The organism is Streptococcus sp. GMD4S (assembly GCF_000296955.1).
On the sequence record NZ_AJRE01000523.1, the window covers coordinates 1 to 1,084 of the forward strand.

Annotated in this window: 1 protein-coding gene and 1 pseudogene; both read right to left on the bottom strand. The window is 45.5% G+C overall.

Annotated features, from left to right (window positions below; genetic code table 11):
* On the bottom strand, positions 1-226 hold a 226-nt coding region (locus tag GMD4S_RS12290; RefSeq protein ID WP_000772086.1), incomplete at its 3' end, for a phosphoribosylamine--glycine ligase N-terminal domain-containing protein.
* Between the two features lie 121 nt (positions 227-347).
* A pseudogene (locus GMD4S_RS12295) lies at positions 348-1,084 on the bottom strand (bifunctional phosphoribosylaminoimidazolecarboxamide formyltransferase/IMP cyclohydrolase); the annotation flags it as partial.

Genomic DNA, 1,084 nt, shown 5'->3' on the forward strand with positions numbered 1-1,084 from the left:
CAAGGGCATCATCTGGCCCGATGAAGGTCCAAGCGATATCGTTATCCTTTGCAAACTCTATTAACTTAGAATGTTCGGAAATAGAGATGTTTACTAACTCCAGCCCATCCAGAGTCATCCCGTCATTTCCAGGAGCTACAAAGACTTTTTCAACGTCTTTTGACTCAAGCAACTTCTTAGCAATCGCATGTTCACGACCACCCGAACCGATAACTAACAGCTTCATCTCTCAACCTCTTTTGCGAATTATTTACTAATATTATATCACAAACGTTCGTTCTAATCTTGTTTCACTTAGCATTTTAAGCCAAAAAAGGAAAGAAACTGTTTTCTTCCCTTTTATCTTTTTAATGTCTAAAATGTCTTACGCCTGTGAAGACCATAGTCAAACCATGTTTATCAGCCGCTTCAATTGACTCTTGGTCACGGACTGATCCACCTGGTTGGATGATGGCCTTGATACCTGCTTTGGCGATTTCTTCCACGTTATCCGCAAATGGGAAGAAAGCATCGGAAGCAAGCACAGCGCCGTCAAGACGATCTTTAGCTTGGTCAATAGCGATACGGACTGAAGCCACACGGTTGGTTTGACCTGGCCCAACGCCAAGTGTCATGTGGTCATTGGTCACGATGATCCCGTTGGATTTGACGTACTTGATAGCCTTCCAAGCAAATTCAAGAGCAGTTGCTTCTGTCTCGGTTGGCTGGCGTTTGGTCACCACTTGCCAGTCAACTGGGCTTTCCTTGACCATGTCTTGGTTTTGCACAAGAAGTCCACCGACCACGCCTGTGTATTCTGCCTCTACCTCACTAGCATCTTGAGCATCAAATGGCAAGGCAAGGATGCGCAAGTTTTTCTTTTTGTTGGTCAAAATGGCTAGCGCTTCATCGGTATAGCTCGGTGCGATGATAATCTCGAGGAAAACGCCGTGCATCTTCTCAGCAGTCGCAGCATCCACCTCACGGTTAAGGACGACAATCCCACCAAAGATAGATACTGGGTCAGACTCATAAGCATAGTCCCAAGCAGTTTCGATGTCATCAGCTTGACCAATTCCACATGGGTTCATGTGTTTGAGAGCCA